Source organism: Psychrobacter sp. JB385, assembly GCF_900163785.1.
GTDB lineage: Bacteria > Pseudomonadota > Gammaproteobacteria > Pseudomonadales > Moraxellaceae > Psychrobacter.
The window spans coordinates 24,368-40,897 of the sequence record NZ_FUKN01000013.1; the positions used below are offsets into that span (position 1 = coordinate 24,368).

Genomic DNA, 16,530 nt, shown 5'->3' on the forward strand with positions numbered 1-16,530 from the left:
ATTATTGCGAATAAATAGGGCTGCCAGTGATAATGGCAAAGCCCTCATCGATACTATGAGCCGATGTGAATATTAGCACTCTACGATGAGTCGTCACTGTTTAATCTGGTAAAATTGCTAGGCTAATAGTATTGATGACTTATTAGTATTGATGACTTATTAGTATTGATGACTTATTAGTATTGATGACTTATTAGTATTGATGACTTATTAGTATTGATGACTTATTAGTATTGATGACTTATTAGTATTAACGACTGACCACTATTGACGACCAGAGTGGCCGAAACCACCAGCACCGCGTGCGCTTTCGTCACTGAATTCTGTGACCACTTCAAACTCAGGACGAGCCACTGGTACGACCACATACTGCGCCATACGCTCTGCTGGATTGAGAATAAAGTCGTCTTGGCTGCGATTCCAAATACTGACCATCAGCTCGCCCTGATAATCGGCATCAATGAGTCCAACCAAGTTGCCTAAAACAATACCGTGTTTATGACCCAAACCTGAGCGCGGTAAAATCATGCCTGCATAGTTAGGATCTTGGATATAAACAGCGAGGCCTGTACCGATTAAATGCGTGGTACCTGCCTTAATGATTAAAGGCTCATCGATACAAGCACGCAAATCAATACCAGCACTACCATCGGTGGCGCGAGTAGGCAGAGAAAAAGCCTCATCTTCGATGATTTTAGGGTTTACTACTTTAACTTGTACAGCTTGCATAACGCACTCTCTTAACAATTTAATGGTTTTATAGATAGAAAATATGAGTTTTAATGTTGCAAATTTTTATCAAAGTATCAGCACACTGGCTAAGCCCAAAAATGACATAAAGCCAATGATATCAGTGACCGTTGTCAAGATAACGGAAGCAGATAGAGCAGGGTCGATATTCATACGTTTTAATAACAATGGAATACTGATGCCTGAGACATTGGCAACCGTCATGTTAATGGCAATAGCAAAACCGATCACCGCACTGATTTTAGCATCATGAAACCATAATTGCGCAATAAACGCCATGATTATCGCCCATATGATACCGTTTATCGCGCCAACCCACAGCTCTTTATTGAGCAGCCACAAACGGTTAGACCCCCCGATTTGACCCATTGCCATACCACGAATCACGACAGTCAGTGTCTGTGAGCCTGCAATACCGCCCATACTGGCGACCACAGGCATAAGAATGGCAAGCGCGACCACTTCTGCTAGTACGGCCTCAAACTGACCAATCACTGCGGCAGCCAGCAATGCTGTTCCCAAGTTAATACCCAGCCAAACGCTCCGACTTTTGGCACTGGTCAGAATCGGCGCAAACAGCTCTTCGTCTTGACTAACACCAGCCAAGCTCTTCATGGTGCTATCGACATCGTCTTGGATAATCTCCATGATGTCTTCACCATTTAATTGACCAACCAGCTCACCATGACTATTAATGACAGGGGCAAAACGTATGTCTTCTGAGCGAAAAATCGCGGCGGCATCTTGAATGTCTAAGCGATCATTGATCGTAATGGCAGGATCAATCAGCTCTGAAACCAAAGTGCTTTGAGTGTGTTTAATCAAATCAACCAAACTGAGCAGTCCAAGTAACTGTTGACTCTGATCGACCACCAATAGCTCTTGGCTTTCATCATCGAGCAACTCATCGTTTTCTCGTAGCCAATTTTGTACTTCAAACAGACTCACATCTTCTCTGACTTGAATTAGGTCAGGGTCCATATAGCTACCCACTTCCCAGTCTTCATAAGTGTCGAGCTTATTGACCTGTATACGGATGTCTTCGTCCAAGGTCGCCATGACCGAGGTACGAACGCTTTCAGTGACCGTATCTAAAATCTCGGAGATGTCTTGAGCATCAAGGTCTTGGGTGAATAAAGAGATTTCTTTTGATGAGATATTTTCCATCAATGGCTGGCGCGTATCAAAATCCAGCTCAGCCAGTACTTCACCTTTGAGATGCTCAGGCACTTGCGCCCAAATCAGTAGGCGGTTTTGGGGAGGGAAAGATTCTAATAAGCTGGCGATTTCATATTCTGACTGCTTTTCTAAAAACTCAGTGATGGCATCGTAGGCCTTGTCAGCTACTAACCCCTGCAAGTAAAGGAGCTTATACTCGGCACTGTATTCTGCCGGATTGTAGTCTCCTTGTAGCGTCGAGGGGCGTTCCTGATCAGGCATAGGGGTAGACATAAGGGTTCCCGTATTTTTAGAAGATGAAAATAAGTACAACAATAAAAATCAGTATTGAAAAAAATCGCTACTGATTTTTTTATTAAGTAGTGAGTGCTCGATACCGCTTTTACTAGCGTTTGCCAAGTAGTGCTCGAATATTGGCCAAGTATTCATCTGCGACTTTTGCTGGATCTTTGGTCGCTTGTTTCTTTTTGGCTTTGGCAGGCCAGTCGATATGATCTTCTGGCAGCTCCTCTAAGAAGCGTGACTCTGAGGTGACGCGCATCTGACCACCAGCTCGGCGCTGAGTGGCTAAAGTCAAAGTTAATTCGCGGCGCGCTCGGGTGATACCCACATACATGAGACGGCGTTCTTCTTCGATCGTCTCGCTCAAGATAGAGTTGCGATGTGGCAGCATCTCTTCTTCAAGTCCCATGATATAGACGTAATCAAACTCCAGACCTTTTGCCGCATGCAGCGTCATTAGATTGACTTTATTGGTATTTTCTTCTTCTTGCTGCTGCTCTAGCATATCCAGCAACACCAGTTTGCGAATGATGGTGTCAATCGTCCGATCTTCGTCCTCTTCAGCACGATTGATGAGCGACTGAATACTGGTGTATAGCATATCGATATTATCAATGCGATTTTTTTCTTGCTGCGGGGTTTTGGCATCGCTACGGACAAAATCGATGTAACCTGTCTCATCAATCATTTGACGGACGATAGGGACGGGGTCAGGGTGTTGATCCAGCTCACGCGTATAGTGCTCGATAAACTCACCAAACTCTTTGATCGTGCCATACGCTTTTGACGGCAACACATGAGCCAAGCCCGCATGAGTGCAAGAGGCCAATAGCGAGATACTATGCTCTTGTGCAAATAAGCCAAGCTTTTCTAGCGTTGCCGGTCCCATACCGCGCTTGGGTGTATTAATAATACGCAAAAACGCACTGTCGTCTTCAGGATTCAATATCAGGCGCAAGTAACCCATGATGTCTTTGATTTCACTACGGGCAAAGAACGACTGACCACCCGATAATTTATAAGGCACTTGGAGTTGACGCAATTGCGCCTCTAGCATACGCGCTTGAAAATTACTGCGGTAGAGTACGGCATATTGCTCCCACTCATTGCCAAAGCGCAGTTTATGCGTAACGATTTCTTTGGCGACGCGCTCAGATTCATCATCATCATTACGGCAGTTAATGATGCGGATCTTTTCGCCTTGTCCTTTATCGGACCATAGCTTCTTTTCAAATAAATGCTCGTTGTTGAGAATAACGGCATTGGCGGAAGTCAAAATACGCGTGGTAGAACGATAATTTTGCTCAAGCATGACAATTTTTAGTTTAGGGAAATCTTCTTTTAGCAATGCCATATTTTCAGGTTTGGCACCGCGCCATGCATAGATAGATTGATCATCATCACCTACCACGGTAAACCGACCTTGTGGCCCAACCAAGTATTTAATCATTTCATACTGAGCCGTATTGGTATCTTGATACTCATCGACCAGCAGATAGCGGATACGGTTTTGCCATTTGTCTCGCAGCTCTCTGTTTTCTCGTAGGATTTTGGTCGGTAATACAATCAAGTCATCAAAATCGACCGCATTATAAGCGCGCAGGTTACGCTCATATAAGGCATAGAGCGTCGCAAAAATCATATCTTCTGGGTCGTCTAACGTTTCCATCGCCTTATCTGGCTCAATCAGATCGTTTTTCCAATCAGAAATCATCTTGATGGCTTTTCCAACCAGCTCACGACTTTCAGCGCCACTCAAATTGTCACGCATCATCAGCTCCATCAAGAGGCGTTTACTATCATCACTGTCCATGATAGAAAAGTTACCCTTTAGCGGAGTATGAATCAGCTCATAACGTAAGAACTGAAGACCAAACTGGTGAAAGGTAGACACCGTCAGACCGCGCATTTTTTCGCTTGGCAACAATTTACTGACACGAGCCTTCATCTCACGCGCCGCTTTATTGGTAAAAGTCACCGCTGTGATGCGCTCAGCTGGCATGTTACATTCTTCGATGAGATAGGCAATTTTGCGTGTAATAACAGACGTCTTACCAGAGCCTGCTCCTGCTAGTACCAGCAATGGACCGGAGACGTAGAGCATGGCTTCTTGTTGTTTGGGATTCAGTTGACTCATAACGTGACCTGTAAGACAAAAACGAAAAGAATAAAGCGGAGAGTGCTGGTTCAAAATGTATCAATAAATATCGTGAAATATCGTATATCTCATCAAAATTGACATTGGAACGGTATTTTTAATAAAAAATCTTATAGTAAAAGCAAGTTAATTTTGTGCTCAGTGATATTTTTATTGTCATAAGATATTGAATTTAGGTGGGCTATTATAAAGCAAAAACCACATCTTTAGGGCATCAGTTGCGTGCTGATATTAGCAGATTGGATGACAGATCAAGGTCTTATGAAAGGGTAATGTGAGTGATAAGTCAAATGCATGGATTTGGGGTTAATATAAGGTAACGTCTATATCATAATTTATATGCAAAAAAATACAGTTTTTTTGCATATAAAGTGACCGTTCAATACAGTTAAAAACTAGCTTTTAAGCGCCAAAATGCGTATAGTACGTAAATAATTTATGCCAGTTGTCACGTCATTATTAACCACGTGTAATGAGCTATTAAATCAATTAAATAAACTATCGGATATGATATTGATTTAATACGTTGATCTTACGTTGTTATGAGATGCGTTAGGCGACCAGCCATTTATCCGCGTGCGTACCGGAATATGTTTAGTTGGTCATGTCTGACACCGTCGTTGATAAGCTTGATAATTGGTTATTACCAGCACAGTACCTAAAATAGTTACTTAAATGCAGTGGCTCAATGACAGTCGCTTTGTGTTTTCGTCTGCGTTAAGCCTGTCGCCAGACGACCTTGAATGGGTCGATTCTTGCGCTTGGTTTAACACGCTATTGGGTGAGGAGCACGTATTATCATGTCTGCTTTTAATTGGTCAGCAGTTGCTTTTATTCTAGCCGCCATTGGGTTAGTTGTCTTTATGCTGGTCGTTCCGCGCTTACTTGGCGGTCGTTCTCAGGGCTCACAAAAAGAAGAGATATTTGAAGCGGGTGTTGTCGGAGCTGGCAACGCCCGTATTCGTTTGTCTGCCAAATTCTATTTGGTGGCGATTTTCTTTGTGATTTTCGATCTAGAAGCTCTCTATCTCTATGCTTATGCCGTTTCAGTACGAGAAGCTGGCTGGCTTGGCTTTGCCGCCGCTGCTGTGTTTATTACCATCCTAATCATCGGTTTGATATACGAGCTGAGTTTGGGGGCGATGAACTGGGCACCTGCTGATAAGCGTCGCAAAAAAGCACGTCTATATGCCGCGCCTGCTGGCTTCAATTTGGCAGACATCACAGGCTTTGATGGTGTTGATGAGCTGGTGGTTGATCCGACAGGCAAGATACCAGCACAGTCCTCTGGACAGATTAATGTCTCAAACAATATTGAGACCAATCGTCGTCACCTACAAAACATCGATCATATTAATACCACAGGTAATGTTACGTCCGTGGATTTTGTGTCGTCTTTGCCCCAAGATCACGTTGGACGCTAACTACTTTTGCCTGCCTTTGTCTAAGCTTTCGATAGCTTGGACAGATGGACGGTGAGGGTATGATCACAAAATTCTGTTTGTATACTACATTTGTATTGATGACCATTTATTCATAATAGAAGTTAAGGCAGTGGTGATGACAAGAAGATTGTCACGCTAGGCCTAATAAAAAGGTTGTATGTTATGAAATACACATTAACAAAAGCCAACCCTGATGCAGATGTCTATCCTGCACAGACCAGCCAAACGGTCAATGATCCTATCGAAGACGAAGTCAATAAAAACGTCTTTATGGGTCGTCTAGAAGACCTCGTTCATTCGACAGCAAACTGGGGACGCAAGCACTCACTTTGGCCATTTAACTTTGGTACCTCTTGCTGCTATGTCGAATATGCCACTACCTTAACGGCCGTGCACGATTTATCCCGCTTCGGGGCAGAAGTCATTCGCGCCTCGCCCCGTCAGGCAGACGTCATGATCGTGGCTGGTACTTGTTTTGTCAAAATGGCCCCTGTTATACAGCGTCTTTATGAGCAAATGCTTGAGCCAAAATGGGTGATTTCGATGGGTGCCTGTGCCAACTCAGGCGGTATGTATGATATCTACTCTGTTGTACAAGGCGTGGATAAAATCATCCCTGTCGATGTGTATGTACCAGGCTGCCCCCCGCGTCCAGAAGCGTTGATTCAAGGCTTGATGTTATTGCAAGAATCTATCACCAAAGAGCGTCGTCCGTTAGGTATCCATGTCAATGAGCAGGGTGTCTATCAGCCGCAAATGACGCCTGAACGTGACCGTAAGCAAGCAGATCGTATCGCAGTCAAAAACTTGCGTAGTCCAGATAGCATCTAAGTTTAGATAGCATTTAGATTCACAGCAATAACTTCAATATTTTATGCGCTTATCATAGTTCGGTTATGATTAACATAGCTCAGTTATGGTTGACATAGTTTAGTTATGATTAATGAAGGAATACGTCATTCATGGTCACGGTAGTCGAAAACATAGATCCTAAGATTAAGCCCGTCCCAGCAGTCATCACAGAGCTTACGCAGAAGTATGCTGGCAAGTTTGTGATACAGCACACTGTGGATGAGATTCCAACAGTTTGGGTGGCTCGTGCTGACTTGCTCGATGTGCTTTTATTCTTGCGCAAGCTTCCTAAACCTTACGTCATGCTGTTTGATTTATCAGCGATAGATGAGCGCCTGCGCCAGCATCGCGCAGGGTTGCCTGACAGTGACTTTACGGTGTTTTATCATTTGATGTCGCTTGAGCGCAATAGTGATGTGCGTATCAAGGTCGCGCTGAGCGAAGACGACCTCAATGTGCCAAGCGCCACCCAGATTTGGCCCAATGCCAACTGGTACGAGCGCGAAGTGTGGGATATGTTTGGTATCGTCTTTACAGGTCATCCGCATTTGACCCGTATTTTATTACCAAAATATTGGGAAGGTCATCCACTGCGTAAAGAGTATCATGCGCGTGCGACGGAATTTACCCCGTACTTCTTGAACACCGCCAAGCAGCAATACGAGCAAGAAAACTTGCGTTTTGTCCCAGAAGAGTGGGGCATGAAGCGCTCAGGTCGTGATGAAGACTTTATGTTCTTGAACATCGGTCCTAACCATCCCTCTGCTCATGGAGCCTTCCGTTTAGTGCTACAGCTAGATGGTGAAGAAGTCGTCGATTGTATTCCTGATATCGGCTATCACCATCGCGGCGCCGAAAAGATGGCTGAGCGTCAAACATGGCATTCATTTATTCCTTATACCGACCGTATTGATTATCTTGGCGGCGTAATGAATGAGCTGCCATATATCATGTCAGTCGAAAAGCTGGCAGGTATTACCGTGCCCCCACGTGCTGAAACCATCCGCGTGATGATGAGCGAGTTTTTCCGAATCACTAATAACTTACTGTATGTCGGTACGTTCATTCAGGATGCAGGCGGTATGACCCCTGTATTCTATATGTTTACCGATCGCCAAAAAGCCTATGACGTTATCGAGGCTGTGACAGGCTATCGTATGCATCCAGCATGGTTCCGCATTGGCGGTACGGCAGCTGACTTGCCACGCGGTTGGCAGCGATTGGTTCGTGAGTTCCTAGATTGGATGCCAAAGCGTCTGGATGAGTATGTCAAAGCCGCTCTACAAAATAGTGTATTAAAAGGCCGTACCCAAGGTATTGCTCAGTACAATGCCAAGCAAGCATTGGCTTGGGGTGTGACCGGTGCAGGTCTGCGTGCAACAGGTGTGGATTTTGATTTACGTAAAGCGCGTCCGTATATGGGCTATGAGAATTACGATTTTGAAATACCGGTTGGTTACAACGGTGATGCCTATGATCGTTGTATGGTAAAAGTCGAAGAGATGCGTCAGTCACTACGTATTATCCGTCAATGCATGGACAATATGCCACAAGGCCCTTATAAAGCGGATCATCCGCTGGCCGTACCACCGCCAAAAGACCGTACATTAAATGATATTGAGACGCTGATTAATCACTTTATCTCAGTATCTTGGGGTCCTGTGATGCCAGCGGGTGAGTGTACGACGATTGTAGAGGCAACCAAAGGTCTGAACAGTTATTACATTACCTCAGACAAGGCCACGATGAGCTATCGTACCCGTATTCGTACGCCGACATTTGCACATTTACAACAGATGCCATCGGTCATCAATGGCTCGCTGGTTTCTGATGCCATTATGTACCTAGCATCGATCGATATTGTGATGGCGGATTGCGATCGTTAAGGTTGTGATTGTTGTCACAGTTATTAAGGTTAAAGCCGCCGCGTCAAAAGTAGTTGTTCATCAATATATTATTGCCTGATGGCACACCAAAATGCTGTCACTTGTCGATATAACCCAGTTGCAATCAGACTGATATTGCCTAGTGATAGAGCAGGATGAGTGAGGAAAGACAGAAGATTATGAAAATTGTTTCCGACAAAATGCCAAAAGTAGATGTGGAAAGCATCCTTACCACTGAGGAAATCGCTGCCATTCACGAGTTTATGCATCATTATCCGCAAGCGCGTGCCGCCTCACTGGATGCCCTAAAAATCGTGCAGAAGCGTAACGGCTGGGTCAATGATGCGCAAGCAAACGCCATTGCCAATATCCTAGATATTCCGATGTCAGATATGGATGGGGTTGCGACGTTCTTTAACCGTATCTATCGTCAGCCTGTTGGTCGTCATGTGATTCTCATTTGTGATTCTGTGGCTTGTTATTTGACAGGTTATGAAGCGCTATCAGCTGAGCTCAGATCGCAGCTGGGTATTGAGTATGGTCAGACCACAACTGATGGACGCTTTACGCTGTTGCCAATTTGCTGCTTGGGCAATTGTGATAAAGGCCCTGCAGTACTGATTGATGAAGACACTTACGGCCCTGTCCAGCCATCTGAGGTCGCGCAATTATTGGAGCTATACGCATGAGTTTAACGATTTCAGAGCAGATTGCTCGTCGCGGTCAAGGCCAAGCGCCAAGCCAGCTAAATGCACAGCGTGTTCCAATCTATGGTGATAAAGCGACAGCCACTAGCGAAACCAAGCCATTGACTTGGCGTTTGGCGCATCATGACGCCGTGCTTGATTTATCTACTTATGAATCTTTAAAAGGCTTTACGGGTCTAAAAGAAGCGCTATCTAAGTCGCCTAAAGACGTCGGCAATATGATTAAAGCGGCCAATGTCCGAGGTCGTGGTGGTGCAGGCTTTAACGCAGGTCTCAAATGGTCATTCATGTCGCCGCCAGATGGTTTGCCGCGTTATCTTATCTGTAATGCTGATGAAATGGAGCCGGGTACGTTTAAAGATCGCTTATTGATGGAGCGTTTACCGTTTCAGCTGATCGAAGGGATGCTGATTACCGCTCATGCGATTGGAGCAACTGACGGCTACATCTTTATCCGTGGTGAGTATATTTTGGCAGCGCAGCGTTTGGTGACGGCTATCGAAGAATGCTTGGCCAACAATCTCATGGGCGATAATATTTTAGGCTCAGATTTTAGCTTTAATTTACATGTACATACCGGTGCTGGACGTTATATCTGCGGTGAAGAAACCGCATTGATTAACTGTCTAGAAGGTCGCCGTGCTAACCCACGTACTAAGCCACCGTTTCCACAAATCTCTGGCGCATGGGGTCGTCCAACGGTGGTTAACAACGTTGAGACTTTGTGTAATATGCCAGCGATTTTGAATCACGGCGTTGAATGGTATCAGTCGTTGTCTGAAATCAAAGGCAAAAGCAAAACACCAGGCACCAAACTATTCGGCTGCTCAGGACTGGTCAACGATCCAGGCCTGTGGGAATTACCGTTTGGCTATACGGCGCGCGAAATCATTGAGGATTTAGCGGGCGGCATGAAAGACGGGAAAACGCTGAAAGCATGGCTGCCAGGCGGCGCATCGACAGACTTTTTGACCGCTGATCATCTAGACGTAGTCGTAGACTTTGACCCAATTCAAGAAGCGGGTAGCCGTATGGGTACTGGTCTGATTATGGTCGTTGATGAATCACAAGACATGGTGCCATTATTGCGCAACCTTGAGATTTTCTTTCAACGCGAGTCGTGCGGTTGGTGTACACCATGCCGTGATGGCTTACCGTGGGGCGTTAAACTACTTACCGCCATAAATGATGGTGAAGGGCAAGTGGGCGATGTAGAAAAACTAGAAGGCCTGACGCGTGATTTATGGATTGGTAAAACATTCTGTGCGCATGCCCCAGGTGCGATGGAACCACTAATGAGTGCGATTAAATATTTCCGTCCAGAGTTTGATCAAAAAATCGCGCAGGCGGTTGGTGTCGATGTTATTGATGCTGCAGCCAACCAACAGCCAGTAGTGAAATAAGGAGAGCGGCATGGCAGTCATACATATTGATGGAACCACTGTCGAAGTAGATAGCGCAGATAACTTGCTACAAGCCTGCTTATCACTCGGCATTGATGTGCCGTATTTTTGTTATCATCCAGCGCTTGGCTCAGTAGGCTCGTGCCGTCAGTGCGCGGTCAAGCAATTCCAGAATAAAGACGATATGGAAGCGGGTCGCGGTCGCCTAGTCATGTCATGTATGGTCGCTCCTGGCGATGATATGTACATCTCTGTGACTGACGATGAAGCCAAAGCATTCCGCAAGTCGATGGTTGAGCTACTTATGACCAACCATCCGCATGACTGTCCAACTTGTGAAGAAGGTGGACATTGTCACTTGCAAGACATGACCTATATGTCAGGTCATAGCCGTCGTCGCTATCGCTTTACCAAGCGCACGCACCACAACCAAGAGCTTGGTCCATTCATCGCGCATGAGATGAACCGCTGCATCGCTTGCTATCGCTGTGTACGTTTTTACAAAGACTATGCGGGCGGCGAAGATTTGGGCGTTTATGGCTCAAACAATCGTGTTTACTTTGGCCGTGATACCGATGGTCAGTTTGAAAGCGAATTTTCAGGTAACTTGACGGAAGTGTGTCCAACAGGCGTGTTTACTGATAAAACACATTCTGAGCGCTATAACCGTAAATGGGATATGCAGTATGCCCCTAGCATTTGTCATGGCTGCTCGGCGGGCTGTAATACCTCACCAGGTGAGCGTTATGGTGAATTGCGCCGTATTGAGAACCGTTATAACGGCGAAGTAAACCGTTATTTCTTATGTGACCGTGGACGCTTTGGTTACGGCTATGTCAACCGCGCGGATCGCCCAACCCAAGCGCTTGAGCGTATCAATGACAAGCATGTCAAAATCAATATCGACTATGCACTTGATGAAACCATTAAGCGTATCAAGGATAAAAAAGTCATCGGTATTGGCTCACCACGTGCCAGCCTAGAAACCAACTTTGCCCTAAAGAACTTAGTTGGCTTTAATAACTTTTCAACTGGTCTGAACCATCAGCAGCAAGCTTTGGTCAGTAAATGTATCGAAGTACTTAGCACTGATGGTATCTATAACCCAAGTATGACCGATATCGAAACGCATGACGCGGTGCTCGTATTGGGTGAAGATATCACGCAAACATCATCAAGAGTCGCGCTGTCAGTACGTCAAGCCGCAAAAAATGAAGGCTTGAAAATGGCAGCGGCGTTGCAAACGCAGCCGTGGCTTGCTGAACCAGTTAAGCGTATTGCCCAAGATGCGCTCAGCCCCGTTTATGTCATTGATGTCACTCAAACCAAGCTCGAAGATATCAGTAAAGTGAGTGTGGTAGCAACGCCTGAAGATATTACCAAACTTGGTTTTAAAGTCGCTGATGAGATTGCAAGCTTCGCTGATGATTTAGCAGACATAGTAGACCCACAAAATACTGATGCCAGTGGGGATGTTGATGGTATGCAAGCGCTTGCTCAGCAAATCGCTTATGACTTGATTCAAGCTGATAAGCCGCTAGTCATCTCAGGCACGGGTCTGTCGTCTATTACCTTAATAGAAGCCGCTGCACAAATCACACAAGCATTGACCCAAAAACGTGCCGCCATTCAAGCGACAGAGCAGCAGCAGGTTGAGGCACATAATGCCAAAGTACAAGCAGCTCAAGCAAAAGCGGCTAATGACCAACCTGAAGAAGACCAAGATTTATCTGCCAAGCCGAACAAACCTGAAACGGGCGTAAATACAGAAGCGCAGGATGATGTCGAGCGTGAGCCAGCAGAAAACCTTGAGTTAAAAGAAGTAAACAAACAGTATCAAGCACAAGCAGGTATTTATCTAACGGTTCCTGATGCCAATAGCATGGGCGTTTGTATGCTTGGCGGTCAATCAGTCGAAGAGCTGCTAGCAAGTGACTTTGAGGTTGTCATCGTCGCTGAAAACCAGCTGACCGATGCGATTGATGCTAGTAAATTAACACAGCTATTGACGGATAAAACCGTGATTGCGCTTGACCATCAATTGCTTGATTGGCACAAAGCTGTCGACATCGTATTACCAGCGGCAAGCTTTGCAGAGGCAGACGGTACATTGATATCAGCTGAAGGTCGTGCTCAGCGTTTCTTCCAAGTTTATGATAATAATTACTATCACCCAATGAGCAGTATCAAAGAAGGCTGGCGCTGGCTGCATGCGGTGCATAGCAGCTTAGAAGGCAGAGAGGTCGATTGGACGCAGCTAGACGATGTGATCAATGCGTTGATTGCCACGCATCCTAAGCTTGCAGGTATCAAAGGCGCCGCACCAGAGGCGGATTACCGCATTACTGGTCTTAAAATTGCCCGTCAACCGCGGCGCTATTCAGGCCGTACTGCCATGCGCGCACCGATATCCGTCCATGAGCCAATGCAGCCAAAAGATTTAGACACAGGTTTAACTTTCTCGATGGAAGGTTATAGCGGCAAACAAACCCCAAGCTCGATGATTCCGTTTGCCAATGCGGCAGGTTGGAACTCACCGCAAGCATGGAACAAATATCAAGACAAAGTGGGTGGTCATCTAAGAAATGGTGATCCAGGTGTGCGCCTGTTCGATCGATTAGAACGTCTAGCCACTCGTCAGTATGTGGCACCTGAAGCCATGTCTACAAGCACAACGAATATGCAGCAAGGCCAAGCCAAGCTGGTCCCTATCTACAATATTTATGCCAGCTCAATAATGGCATCACGTAGCCCAATCGTCGCCGAGCAATTACCAGTAGCTGCATGGCGGATCGGTCTTGATGATGCCAGAGACTGGAATATTGCTGCTGGTGATTATCTAGCGATTGAAATCGATAATCAACAAATCACTCTACCAGTACAGCTTGTTGGTTATTTGGCAGAAGGTTGTATCGGTTATCCAGTCGGGCAGGTGGGTATCATTCACCCATCAATGCCAGCGTCAGTACGTAAAGTAGATGCACCAGTGACTATGATGGGTAGTATGGCTGAAGATATGACGAACGATAATGACATGATTAACGATAGTGACACTGCGCAAATGAACACAGCGCCGACCACCACACAGGAGGTGTAATATGCAAGTTACCCGTATTATCCCTGATGTGCCAAGCTTTTTGGCCAGTAGTATGAGCTTTGATACTTGGTCTATTCTGTTTTTGGTGGGTCAATCATTAGTCATCTTTTTGGTCGTGGTATTGGTTGCCGCGATGATGATTGTTTATGAGCGCCGCATGCTCGCCTTATGGCAAGATCGTTATGGTCCAAACCGCGTTGGACCTTTTGGTTCGTTGCAGTTAGTTGCGGATATGCTCAAAATCTTCTTTAAAGAAGACTGGACGCCAAACTTTACCGATAAGTTTATGTTCACTTTGGCACCTGCGGTCGCGATGTTCACGGCACTGGCCTCGTTTGCCATTATTCCTATCTCGCCAACGCTAGGTGTGGTTGATTGGGATATTGGTATTTTATTCTTCTTTGCCATGGCAGGTATCGCGGTTTATGCGGTGATGTTCGGTGGTTGGGCCTCTGCCAACAAATTCTCGTTACTTGGTGGTTTGCGCTCAGCGGCACAAACGATCAGTTATGAAGTGTTTTTGGGTTTATCGCTGATGGGCGTTGTTGCGCTAACAGGCTCATTTAACTTGCGTGCCATTGTTGAATCACAAATTGATGGCTGGTACATCATTCCGCAGTTTTTTGGCTTTTTGACTTTTGTGGTCGCTGGTGTGGCAGTGACGCACAGACATCCATTTGACCAACCAGAAGCAGAGCAAGAACTGGCTGAAGGTTATCATGTTGAATATTCTGGCATGAAGTTCGGTATGTTCTTCATTGGCGAGTATGTCAACGTTGTCTTGATTTCTGCCTTGATGACTTGCTTGTTCTTTGGTGGTTGGCTTGCACCTTTTAATTTAGATATTCCATTTATTCCACCAGCTTTTTGGTTCATGATTAAAACGCTGTTTTTTATGACCATGTTTATTTTGGCTCGAGGCTCACTCATGCGTCCGCGTTATGATCAAGTGATGAATTTTGGCTGGAAAGTATGTCTGCCAGTAACGCTGATTAATCTATTAATCACTGCTGCAGTCATTTTGATCTTTTCCCCAACGTTGTAATCGTCACTAGCCATCACTGATGAACTAGGGTAAAGCTGATAAGGATAATAATCCCATGTTTACTACCATAAAAAAGACCGTCATTGGTATTTTTACCATTGTCCGCAGCATGTGGATGGTCAACAGTCATGCGCTCAGACCGCGTGACACCATTCTTTATCCTGAAGAGCCGGTACCGGTACCGCCGCGTTTTCGTGGACGCATTGTGCTCACGCGTGATCCTGATGGAGACGAGCGCTGTGTGGCTTGTAATTTGTGTGCGGTGGCCTGTCCGGTCGGGTGTATCTCATTACAAAAAGCCGAGCGTGACGATGGACGCTGGTATCCAGAGTTTTTTCGGATTAACTTTTCGCGCTGCATATTTTGCGGATTGTGTGAAGAAGCCTGTCCAACGACAGCCATTCAAATGACCCCAGATTTTGAATTGGGTGAATATAAGCGCCAAGATTTGGTCTATGAAAAAGAGCATTTGCTTATTTCAGGACCGGGTAAATATCCTGATTATAACTATTATCGTGTGACGGGTATGGCGGTAGCGGACAAACCAAAAGGCGCCGCGCAAAATGAAGCGGCACCGATTGATCTAAGGAGCTTGCTGCCATGATGAATATTTTGAACCATCCTGAACTGGCTGGGTTTTATTCACTTGCAGCAGTGGCGATATTTGCCAGTCTGCGCGTCGTGACTCAGGCCAATCCAGTGCATGCTATCTTATCGATGATTGTGTCGTTGCTAGCCATCGCGGGGATATTTTTTGTACTGGGTGCGCCATTTGCGGGTGCGCTTGAGATTGTCGTCTATGCTGGTGCCATTATGGTGCTGTTTGTCTTCGTTATCATGATGCTCAATTTGGGTATGAGTAATGACGAGCGCGAAGAACGTTGGCTCGATGCGGGCACTTGGGCGATACCGACAGGTTTGACCATCATAATTGCTGTGATTCTTTATGCACTGATCGGTCTTAATGATGACGGTACGGCTATGATTGGTGGTACCACTGTATCTGCCAAAGCCGTTGGCACTGTGTTATTTACCAAATATGTGATGCTAATAGAAGTAGCAGCTTTATTACTGTTGGCAGCTTTAGTAGCCGCTTATCATTTGGGCAAAGAAGCCAATGATGACGAGATTGTCAGTCATGACAGCCAAAAACTGCATTCAAATGCTGACTTGATGAAATCCTACAATCACAATGGCTCTCATGTAGAAGACGACGCAGCAAAAACTTATGAATATAAAGATGTTGATCCACGTGACTACGTGGGTGCAAAAAGAGTCGTGGATATGAAACGAGTCACGCGCAAGGAGTCAGACTGATGGTACTAGCAGCGAGCGTGGCACAAGACGTATCGAATGTGCCGTTTGCCCATGAAGTGGCAGGTTTAGTACAGCCTGCTGCTGAGGCACAAAACTTGTTGGGAATGATACCGATGAGCCATGGATTGATTTTGGCAGGTATTTTATTTGCCATTGGTTTGTGCGGTGTCATGGTACGGCGTAATTTCTTATTTATGTTAATGAGCCTTGAGATCATGATGAATGCCGCAGCACTGGCATTTGTCATAGCAGGTAGTCGCTGGGTCGATCCTGATGGACAAATTATGTTTATCTTTATTTTGACATTGGCAGCAGCAGAGGCCGCCATTGGTTTGGCAATATTATTGCGGTTTTATCATAAGCGTGGGCATCTAGATGTCGATAGCGCCAATGAGATGAAAGGATGATG

Annotated in this window: 13 protein-coding genes; 10 read left to right on the forward strand and 3 right to left on the reverse strand. The window is 45.6% G+C overall.

Annotated elements, in window-relative coordinates; genetic code table 11:
• Positions 1-264: 264 nt before the first annotated feature.
• The 3 genes from dut to CZ794_RS07450 all read right to left on the reverse strand — a co-directional run bounded on the left by dut (position 265) and on the right by CZ794_RS07450 (position 4,348).
• Complete coding sequence (gene dut, locus CZ794_RS07440) at positions 265-729, reverse strand: dUTP diphosphatase (RefSeq protein WP_087041006.1); 465 nt, start codon at positions 727-729, stop codon at positions 265-267.
• A 69-nt stretch (positions 730-798) separates the two neighbouring features.
• Positions 799-2,202, reverse strand: a complete 1,404-nt coding sequence (mgtE, locus tag CZ794_RS07445; RefSeq protein ID WP_227681163.1) for a magnesium transporter — start codon at positions 2,200-2,202, stop codon at positions 799-801.
• 112 nt (positions 2,203-2,314) lie between these two features.
• The gene (locus CZ794_RS07450) at positions 2,315-4,348 is read right to left on the reverse strand and encodes a UvrD-helicase domain-containing protein (RefSeq protein ID WP_087041007.1); all 2,034 of its coding nucleotides are present in this window, start codon (positions 4,346-4,348) and stop codon (positions 2,315-2,317) included.
• Between the two features lie 821 nt (positions 4,349-5,169).
• Between CZ794_RS07450 and ndhC the strand changes: the two genes are divergently transcribed.
• The 10 genes from ndhC to nuoK all read left to right on the forward strand — a co-directional run bounded on the left by ndhC (position 5,170) and on the right by nuoK (position 16,528).
• Positions 5,170-5,793, forward strand: a complete 624-nt coding sequence (gene ndhC, locus CZ794_RS07455; RefSeq protein ID WP_087041008.1) for an NADH-quinone oxidoreductase subunit A — start codon at positions 5,170-5,172, stop codon at positions 5,791-5,793.
• A 183-nt stretch (positions 5,794-5,976) separates the two neighbouring features.
• Positions 5,977-6,645 carry an NADH-quinone oxidoreductase subunit B family protein gene (locus tag CZ794_RS07460; protein WP_087041009.1) on the forward strand — a complete coding sequence of 223 codons (669 nt, stop codon included), beginning with the start codon at positions 5,977-5,979 and terminating at the stop codon, positions 6,643-6,645.
• A 131-nt stretch (positions 6,646-6,776) separates the two neighbouring features.
• The gene (nuoC, locus tag CZ794_RS07465; RefSeq protein WP_087041010.1) at positions 6,777-8,552 is read left to right on the forward strand and encodes an NADH-quinone oxidoreductase subunit C/D; all 1,776 of its coding nucleotides are present in this window, start codon (positions 6,777-6,779) and stop codon (positions 8,550-8,552) included.
• A gap of 179 nt (positions 8,553-8,731) precedes the next feature.
• A complete protein-coding gene (gene nuoE / locus CZ794_RS07470) occupies positions 8,732-9,241 on the forward strand; it encodes an NADH-quinone oxidoreductase subunit NuoE (protein ID WP_087041011.1) in 510 nt (169 codons plus the stop codon).
• Positions 9,238-10,662, forward strand: a complete 1,425-nt coding sequence (nuoF, locus tag CZ794_RS07475) for an NADH-quinone oxidoreductase subunit NuoF (protein ID WP_087041012.1) — start codon at positions 9,238-9,240, stop codon at positions 10,660-10,662. Before nuoE ends, nuoF begins: the two co-directional genes overlap by 4 nt.
• A 10-nt stretch (positions 10,663-10,672) precedes the next feature.
• Complete coding sequence (gene nuoG, locus CZ794_RS07480; protein WP_087041013.1) at positions 10,673-13,759, forward strand: NADH-quinone oxidoreductase subunit NuoG; 3,087 nt, start codon at positions 10,673-10,675, stop codon at positions 13,757-13,759.
• 52 nt (positions 13,760-13,811) lie between these two features.
• The gene (gene nuoH / locus CZ794_RS07485; RefSeq protein ID WP_179207286.1) at positions 13,812-14,804 is read left to right on the forward strand and encodes an NADH-quinone oxidoreductase subunit NuoH; all 993 of its coding nucleotides are present in this window, start codon (positions 13,812-13,814) and stop codon (positions 14,802-14,804) included.
• Positions 14,805-14,859: 55 nt separating this feature from the next.
• Positions 14,860-15,408, forward strand: a complete 549-nt coding sequence (gene nuoI, locus CZ794_RS07490; RefSeq protein ID WP_021813437.1) for an NADH-quinone oxidoreductase subunit NuoI — start codon at positions 14,860-14,862, stop codon at positions 15,406-15,408.
• A complete protein-coding gene (gene nuoJ / locus CZ794_RS07495) occupies positions 15,405-16,121 on the forward strand; it encodes an NADH-quinone oxidoreductase subunit J (RefSeq protein ID WP_087041015.1) in 717 nt (238 codons plus the stop codon). The genes nuoI and nuoJ overlap by 4 nt, the downstream gene beginning before the upstream one ends.
• Positions 16,122-16,219: 98 nt before the next feature.
• Positions 16,220-16,528 (forward strand): NADH-quinone oxidoreductase subunit NuoK, encoded by a 309-nt coding sequence (gene nuoK, locus CZ794_RS07500; RefSeq protein WP_087041640.1) that lies wholly within the window; start codon positions 16,220-16,222, stop codon positions 16,526-16,528.
• Positions 16,529-16,530: the final 2 nt, after the last annotated feature.

What these genes read in the sequence shown, in the direction of transcription:
- dut (WP_087041006.1), bottom strand. Translation starts at nt 729, where the DNA reads ATGCAAGCTGTACAAGTTAAAGTAGTAAACCCTAAAATCATCGAAGAT.
- mgtE (WP_227681163.1), bottom strand. Translation starts at nt 2,202, where the DNA reads ATGTCTACCCCTATGCCTGATCAGGAACGCCCCTCGACGCTACAAGGA.
- CZ794_RS07450 (WP_087041007.1), bottom strand. Translation starts at nt 4,348, where the DNA reads ATGAGTCAACTGAATCCCAAACAACAAGAAGCCATGCTCTACGTCTCC.
- ndhC (WP_087041008.1), top strand. Translation starts at nt 5,170, where the DNA reads ATGTCTGCTTTTAATTGGTCAGCAGTTGCTTTTATTCTAGCCGCCATT.
- CZ794_RS07460 (WP_087041009.1), top strand. Translation starts at nt 5,977, where the DNA reads ATGAAATACACATTAACAAAAGCCAACCCTGATGCAGATGTCTATCCT.
- nuoC (WP_087041010.1), top strand. Translation starts at nt 6,777, where the DNA reads ATGGTCACGGTAGTCGAAAACATAGATCCTAAGATTAAGCCCGTCCCA.
- nuoE (WP_087041011.1), top strand. Translation starts at nt 8,732, where the DNA reads ATGAAAATTGTTTCCGACAAAATGCCAAAAGTAGATGTGGAAAGCATC.
- nuoF (WP_087041012.1), top strand. Translation starts at nt 9,238, where the DNA reads ATGAGTTTAACGATTTCAGAGCAGATTGCTCGTCGCGGTCAAGGCCAA.
- nuoG (WP_087041013.1), top strand. Translation starts at nt 10,673, where the DNA reads ATGGCAGTCATACATATTGATGGAACCACTGTCGAAGTAGATAGCGCA.
- nuoH (WP_179207286.1), top strand. Translation starts at nt 13,812, where the DNA reads ATGAGCTTTGATACTTGGTCTATTCTGTTTTTGGTGGGTCAATCATTA.
- nuoI (WP_021813437.1), top strand. Translation starts at nt 14,860, where the DNA reads ATGTTTACTACCATAAAAAAGACCGTCATTGGTATTTTTACCATTGTC.
- nuoJ (WP_087041015.1), top strand. Translation starts at nt 15,405, where the DNA reads ATGATGAATATTTTGAACCATCCTGAACTGGCTGGGTTTTATTCACTT.